Raw genomic sequence first — 7,587 nt, 5'->3', positions numbered from 1 at the left:
TCGCACGGCGATTAACGTTATGGGCGATATGACTGTCAGCGCTTTGCTTGATGGCAAGCAAAAAAAGCCAGATGTTGAAATGATTGGCTCTGAATCAGAGCAACTAGAATAAGTACCCTGCGGGGTGATTTTAAATTTCATCCGCTCTGTAAAGATCTGAATTAATAGCAAAAATTTTCAATCGATCGAACTCAGTTATGTCATCACCTTTTTATCGCCCAATTCTAGGTAATTTTGTGATTATCGGCAAGCAACCTGATGGAGATTCCATCCGCTTTGTTGCAGATAATCCCAATCTTTATCAATACCTTCACCGCGCTTATCGCATTAAGCCTTCCCGTGTGGACGGTAGCGTACAATTACGTCTGGAGGGAATCGACGCACCCGAAACTCATTACGGCAAAGCCGCTCAACCTTTGGGCAAAGAAGCACGCGATCGCTTTTTAGACTGGATTGGTTTTAAAAATATTGAATACAAAAAGAACGAAGTTCTCAATTCCGAGCCGAATACTGTACCGGGAGCTATTCTGACAAAGGCAGCCGATGCTAACGGTCGTCCTATTTCTTATGTAATTCTACAAACAGACGGTTTAGAAGATCAAAAATGGGTGATGGTTGATGATGAACTGTTAGAAAAAACAGCAAACTACCATATGATTTCTACAGGATATGCTTATTATACGGTTTATACTTCTACACCGTTCACTCATCGGCAGCTACTGCGTAGAGTAGCTGAAACTGCGCGAGAAAAAAAACTTGGTATTTGGAAAAAAGATACAACAAGCGAGTTTATTTTAGATGATGCAGAAGATATAGGCCCTAAAGGACAATTAATTCTGCCCAAGCTGTTCCGTCGTTGTACAGATTATTTAAAAGCTGTAGAAGATGGCTTTCGCGGCAATTTAGAAGATTGGCTAATCGATACATCTAAAATGCTTTCGCGCAACGAGAACGATCGCTTGGTTCTGAAAGATTCTACAGAAGTGCGGCTAAGCGAAATTTTGGAGCAAAGAAACAGCAAAATAGTTTTCCAAGCAGATTTACTTGACATCACTTTCGTGGAAAAATAGCTATTTTTTAATGATTTCCACAAAGATAGGTTTTGTTAAGCCAGGACAACCAACCTACCTTTAGCGAAAGCTAAAATAGAGTTAGCCGAATTTGGCTATAACAAATATGGGACAAACAATAGGTCTTTTAGTATTCCTCGGTTATCTCATCCTTTCCGGTCTGAAACTAGACCGGGAATATCAACGGGGCGTTATCTTTCGCCTGGGTAGAAGTAAGGGAATAATGGGGCCAGGTATGTACTGGGTTATTCCCTTTGTAGACCAAAAAACCCAGGTGGATATTCGCACCAAAACTGTGAATATCGAACCGCAAGAAACGGTCACTGCTGATAGCGTTACGATTCGAGTTAATGCTGTACTCTATTACCGAATTCTTGACGCGATGAAAGCGATTACTAAAGTCGAGAATTATGAAATGGCGGTTTATCAAACAGCATTGACGACTTTACGCAATGTCGTCGGGCAAAATATGCTGGATGATGTATTGCAAAATCGGGATAAAATTAACACGAAAGTGCAAGAAATTGTTGATGAAATCACCGAACCTTGGGGAATCGTGATCGAACGGGTGGAAATGAAAGATGTGGAAATTCCCCCTAATATGCAGCGGGCGATGGCAAAAGAAGCCGAAGCATTGCGAGAAAAACGCGCTCGGATAATTAAAGCTGCGGCTGAACAGGAAGCTTCCATTAAGTTAGCGGAAGCCTCCCGAAATATTTCTGCTAATCCGGCGGCGTTGGAGTTACGAAGATTGCAAATGCTAACGGAAATTGGGGCAGAAAATAACACAACAACGATTATTATGATGCCGTCGGATATTGTGCAAGCTGCTAAAACTTTACCTGCAATGCTGGCTAATAATAATCAGACAGCTTTGCCGAAAGGGAATGAAACTGAAGCACTTCCTTTTCAGCCAGAAGTATTTCTTAACAGCGGGAAGCGAGTTGCGGAGGACGACCTCTCAGACCAGTCATAAGTTGCAGTGCATAAACTTTAATTGGCGGAACTGTTCGGAGTATCCATAAGCCGAATCGACGCATGGCGACTACTGGTAACCAATTGTTAGAAAAAACGCGATCGAGAAAATCTGTAAATCCCAAAATGGCTAGGTTTTCTCGTTTTCGCCAACTTTCGTAGCGTTTGAGGACTTGGATATCGCCGATATCTTTGCCTTGTTGGTGGGCAGTTTGGATAATTTCAGCTAAAGCACCTGCATCGCGAATTCCCATATTAATTCCCTGTCCGCCGACGGGGTGGCAGCAGTGGGCGGCGTCGCCAATTAAAGCTAATCTGGGGAGAGTGTAGCGATCGCTCTGCATCAACTGCACTTTAAACAAAAATCGCGACCCCTCCAACTCCAAACGCCCCAACAGTCCGCCCATCCGGCGTTCCAGTTTCTCGATAAATTCCTTTTCGTCTAATACTCTCAACGCTTCCGCTTCCGCGTGAGGTGCAGTCCAAACTACGCGACAGCGATTTCCCGGTAGCGGTAAAATTCCTGTTGGGCCGCTAGGCCAAAAACGCTCAAAAGCAGTGTTATTGTGCGGTTTCTCTGTTTTAATTGTAGCCACAACGCAAGATTGCCAATACTGCCAACCGCGAGTGCGGATACCAGCGGATTCGCGGATGCGCGATTTGGCACCATCTGCGCCTATCAGCAAGCGGGTGCGGATTTTGGATTTTGATATTTCTCCGACCGTAGCAACTTCTAATTCCACAGCATCGGCTTGATATTCAGCTTTTATCACTTCAGCCGGACACAGCCACGAGACATTCGGGCAATTTTGCGCTAACTCCTGCAAGCAAGTCAGCAGGACTTGGTGTTCTGCGACATAGCCCAGCGCCTCTGTGCCCAAATCGGTGGGGTAAAATTGCACCACACCGGGATGGTCGGTATCTGATAGACGAATATGTCGATAAGTGACGATTTGGGGCAATATTTTGTCCCAAATGCCGATTCCTTGAAAAATTCGTTCCGAAAGCAGGGAAATGTTATAAGCTTGTCCTTTTGCCGCCGCGACAGACTGAGGTTTTGCTTCCATCAGGATTATTTTCAGCCCGGAGTCTTTTAAGGCACAGGCGAGGGTGAGTCCGGCAATACCGCCGCCGACGATGGCTAAGTCGCAGTCATAGCCCAGTTGCGGTGTGGATAGGGTTTCAGCTAGCTGTTCCAGGGCCATTTTTAAGAAAAGTTGGGAAACTATTAAGGATATATACTTAATTTTATTGTGACGGAAAGAAGCGATCGCTTTCAAGGTCGATGAGCGACTGCTTTACAGCCGTTTTCAGGCCACTGAGGTACAGAGAAACGCGGTAAAAGCTCTTATTTAGCTTGTTCTGGGGTGTAGCTGATTCGATCTCCCAGTCAGACCCACGTCCCTAAACACACAAAGGTCGAATGGGATTGATTCTTAATTTTTAGTAAAGACATTGGAATTTTCTTGCAAAAATCTGTTTCATAATGTAATAATTTTACTTAAGAGGGATGCACTTACAAAATTGCTTTATTACTGAGATATTCTCGATCGAACAGAAGTTATCTTATCCCAAACAGTTCCAAATATTTTTTGTGATTGTTTTCGATTGTGTAAAACCTAACTTTTTGAAAAAATAAATAATCATATTCTTAAATAAGCCGAATTTTAGCTTAGTTTTTTGCTAACCTGATGATTTCGTTGAAGTTACCTAATGTAAATTTTACTTTAAAAATGTAAAAAAACAATTACAAATATGAGAAAAAGTAGCCACAGATTTAATGATTTTTTTTCTTCGCTTAATTGCCAATATTTGGCAGTTAGCAAAAAAATGTCTAACCGAACTGTATTGGTCTGCCGGGACACTTAACCCCTCGTTTTATAGCGAAAGTCGGATCGATCGGACTAAAGAAGTTTTGCTAAGAGAATTTTCCCTATGAGCGACAGAGTTACAGATGTGGCAGGCTTTCAGCGCAAGGTAAAATCTGAATCTAGCTACTAAACTGCCAATCTTTATGTTTTAACGGTGCGTTTTTACAAATTTTTCACGAGCTTCTTATTATAATAAAAAGACTATTAAAGCATTCTAGAGAGCGTAGCCATGACTGTCCAACCATTGCCTCAATATCATATATGTGAAAATTTCAACAAACTGTTAGGCAAATACCGTTTAACAGAGGAACTTTATACGGGTGAACGCACCATTGTTTATCGAGCGGTGCCGGAAGAGTGGGGTAAAGAATTTCCATCTGTAGTGCTGAAGTTACTACACCAAGAGTACCCCACTTTTAACGACTTGCTCCTATTTCGCAATCAGTATACGATTGCCAAAAATCTGAATGTTTCAGGAATTGTCCGTCCCTTTTGTTTAGAGCATTATCGCAACGGTTATATTTTAGTGATGGAAGATTTTGGGGGTATTTCCCTACGAAATTATACTAAAAATAAAATTTTATCATTGATAGAAGTATTAGAAATCGCCCAACAAATGGCGTTAATTTTACATGAAATCCACCTTAATCAAGTAATTCATAAAGATATTAAAGCAGCGAATATATTAATTAATCCTACCACTAAAAAGGTAAAAATAATTGATTTTGGCATTGCTTCATTATTACCAAAAGAAACTCAAGAAATCAAAAATCCCAATAGTTTGGAAGGAACATTAGCCTATTTAGCACCAGAACAAACTGGACGCATGAATCGCGGCATTGATTATCGCGCTGATTTCTATGCTTTAGGTGTAACTATATTTGAATTATTAACCGGAAAATTACCTTTTGATTCCCAAGATCCAATGGAATTGTTGCATTGTCATCTTGCTCAACAACCGCCAAATATTCACAGTATTAACCCTCAAGTCCCAGCGGTAGTAGCAGCAATTGTAACTAAATTGATGGCGAAGAATGCAGAAGACCGCTATCAGAGCGCTTTGGGATTGAAGTATGACTTGGAAATTTGTTTAAATCATTTAAAATCAACAGGTAAAATCGTTAATTTTTCGATCGCACAAAGGGATACATCAGACCGATTTATCATTCCTGAAAAACTTTACGGAAGAGAAAAAGAAGTAAATACGCTTTTGGAAGCGTTTGTGCGCGTAGCGTGTCTGGAAGACGATCGCATTGCCAATGGCACAGCTGAAATAATGTTAGTAGCGGGATTTTCAGGGATTGGTAAAACCGCCCTTGTCAATGAAGTCCACAAACCAATTACTCGCCAGAAAGGGTATTTCATCAAAGGCAAATTTGACCAATTTAATCGCAACATCCCCTTCTCTGCATTTGTACAAAGTTTGCGGGATTTAATGGGTCAATTATTGTCAGAATCAGACGCGCAATTGGCTGCTTGGCGAACTAAGCTTTTAGAAGCGCTGGGAGAGAATGGCCAGGTTTTGATTGAAGTAATTCCCGAACTAGAAATAATTATTGGCAAACAATCACCAGCGCAAGAATTATCGGGAACAGCGGCACAGAATAGGTTTAATTTGCTATTTCAAAAATTTCTTCAAGTCTTTACAGCAAAAGAACATCCGTTAGTAATGTTTCTGGATGACTTACAGTGGGCAGATTTGGCTTCCTTACAGTTGATAAAATTGCTAATGGAGGATAAGAGCTATTTACTTTTGTTGGGAGCTTATCGAGACAATGAAGTTTCACCTGTTCACCCATTTATATTAATGGTAGAGGAACTCAAAAAAGCAGGTAAAACAGTTAACAAAATTACCCTCACCCCCCTAGCTTTTGAAGATACGAATCAGTTGGTTGCCGATACTTTCCTTTGTTCAAGTGAGCGTTCGCGCCCCCTGAGTGAATTAATCGCTCGCAAAACCAAAGGTAATCCCTTTTTCACTACACAGTTTCTCAAGGCGTTATCCGAAGATGGGCAGATTACCTTTAATCGCGAACAAGGTTATTGGGAATGCGATATTGCCCAAATCAATGCGCTATCGCTCACCGATAATGTGGTCGAATTTATGGCACAGCAGTTACAGAAATTGCCGAACGAAACCCAACAAATACTTAAGTTATCTGCTTGTATTGGCAACCAGTTTGATTTAAATACACTATCAATTGTGTCAGAAAAATCAGCAGCAGATGCAGCGATGGCTTTGTGGAAAGCCTTGCAGGAAGGAATGATTCTGCCGCAAACTGAAGTTTATAAATTTTATGTAAGTCATGACGATACAGATGCGAAGGTTAACAATATTGAAAATGTTGCTTATCGTTTTTTGCACGATCGAGTTCAACAAGCCGCCTATTCTCTAATTGAACCAGCACAAAAGCAAGCCACCCATCTCAAAATCGGTACTTTGCTTTTAGCAAATTTATCATTTACACAAAGAGAAGAACGTATTTTTGAAATAGTCAATCATTTAAATATTGGCAGCACATTAATTACCGAAACAACTCGCAAAGAAGAACTAGCAAGGCTGAATCTGTTGGCAGGGACTAAAGCGAAAGCTTCTACAGCATACTCTGGCGCTTTGACATACATTAAGGCAGGGATGGAACTTTTACCTACTAATTGCTGGGAACGCTATTACGAACTTACCTTTGCGTTATTTAAAGAACGAGCCGAAGTTGAGTATTTGAATGGGAACTTTGAGCAAGCAGAAATTTGGCTTCAGCAAACAGTCGAAAATGCAAAAACACCGCTCGAAAAAGCCGAAGTTTACAATATGTCCATCGTACAATATACCCTGCAAGCCAAGTACCCAGAGGCAATACAGTCTGGTCGCCAAGCGCTGGCTTTAATTGATATAGATTTACCTGAAGAAAACCTCGATCGAGTCCGAGATGCAGAACTCGCGCTGGCTGAAAAAACATTAAAAAATCGCTCATTTTCTGAGTTAGCTGATTTGCCAATTATGGGAGAAGCAGAAAAAAAGATGGCAATTAAGCTATTAATTAGTATGGGGCCTCCTACCTATCGTTCTCATCAAAGATTGTGGTCTGTAATTTGTGCCAAAGCGATCAATTTATGCTTGCAATATGGAAATACACCGGAGATTGGATATATTTACCCGGCTTTTGGTGGTTTACGAGGATATGCTTTGGATAATTATCAAGGTACAGGCGAGTTACTGGATGTTACTCTCAAGTTAATGCAAGGCTTTAACAATAAATCAGCCGAGAGTGTTGGTTACCTAATGATTGGTAGCTCTTTGAGACATTGGTCACATCCGTTAAAAGTCGCTAGTGAAGATTATCTTTCCTCTTATAAAGTGGGTTTAGAGTCTAGTAATTTGCAATATGCAGCTTACGCTTTTGGGCATAATATGTATTGCCGCTTCTATCAAAGTATTCGCCTGCAAGAACTGTGCGATGAAATTGCAACATCATTAGCCTTCAGTCAGAAATATAAAAATCAGTGGGCGATCGATCTTTTTATAGGCGGTCAGAGGATCGTTTCTGAATTGATGGGGACAACTGTTGAGTGGAATGAATCGGAATATCTGGAACAGTGCCGCCAGCATAAAAACTGGCAAGTAATTTGTATTTACAATATTCTCAAAAGTCAGGTTCTTTTCTTTTATGGGC

The 7,587-nt window shown here is 40.9% G+C and carries 4 protein-coding genes; 3 read left to right on the top strand and 1 reads right to left on the bottom strand.

From position 1 onward, the window contains the following. Positions 1–197: 197 nt before the first annotated feature. Both H6S82_RS11820 and H6S82_RS11815 read left to right on the top strand, forming a co-directional pair. On the top strand, positions 198–1,070 hold the full coding sequence (locus tag H6S82_RS11820) for a thermonuclease family protein (protein ID WP_190463166.1): 873 nt from the start codon (positions 198–200) through the stop codon (positions 1,068–1,070). Positions 1,071–1,176: 106 nt separating this feature from the next. Continuing rightward, positions 1,177–2,046, top strand: coding sequence for a slipin family protein (locus H6S82_RS11815; RefSeq protein WP_190463168.1), 870 nt, complete (start codon positions 1,177–1,179; stop codon positions 2,044–2,046). On the opposite strand, the gene H6S82_RS11810 is transcribed toward H6S82_RS11815, so the two are convergent. Further along, on the bottom strand, positions 1,997–3,250 hold the full coding sequence (locus H6S82_RS11810) for an FAD-dependent hydroxylase (protein WP_190463170.1): 1,254 nt from the start codon (positions 3,248–3,250) through the stop codon (positions 1,997–1,999). The genes H6S82_RS11815 and H6S82_RS11810 overlap by 50 nt on opposite strands. A gap of 895 nt (positions 3,251–4,145) precedes the next feature. Here H6S82_RS11810 and H6S82_RS11805 point away from each other — a divergent pair. Continuing rightward, the coding region (locus tag H6S82_RS11805; RefSeq protein WP_191056250.1) for a serine/threonine-protein kinase PknK at positions 4,146–7,587 on the top strand (3,442 nt) is incomplete at its 3' end.

Source organism: Planktothrix sp. FACHB-1355, assembly GCF_014748295.1.
In the GTDB taxonomy this organism is placed as follows: domain Bacteria; phylum Cyanobacteriota; class Cyanobacteriia; order Cyanobacteriales; family Aerosakkonemataceae; genus Aerosakkonema; species Aerosakkonema funiforme_A.
Note: the sequence above shows the minus strand (reverse complement) of the source record. Positions and strands in the feature narration are given on the sequence as shown.

Excerpts from the sequence above, each read along its gene's own strand:
- H6S82_RS11820 (WP_190463166.1), top strand. The coding sequence starts at position 198 with ATGTCATCACCTTTTTATCGCCCAATTCTAGGTAATTTTGTGATTATC.
- H6S82_RS11810 (WP_190463170.1), bottom strand. The coding sequence starts at position 3,250 with ATGGCCCTGGAACAGCTAGCTGAAACCCTATCCACACCGCAACTGGGC.
- H6S82_RS11815 (WP_190463168.1), top strand. The coding sequence starts at position 1,177 with ATGGGACAAACAATAGGTCTTTTAGTATTCCTCGGTTATCTCATCCTT.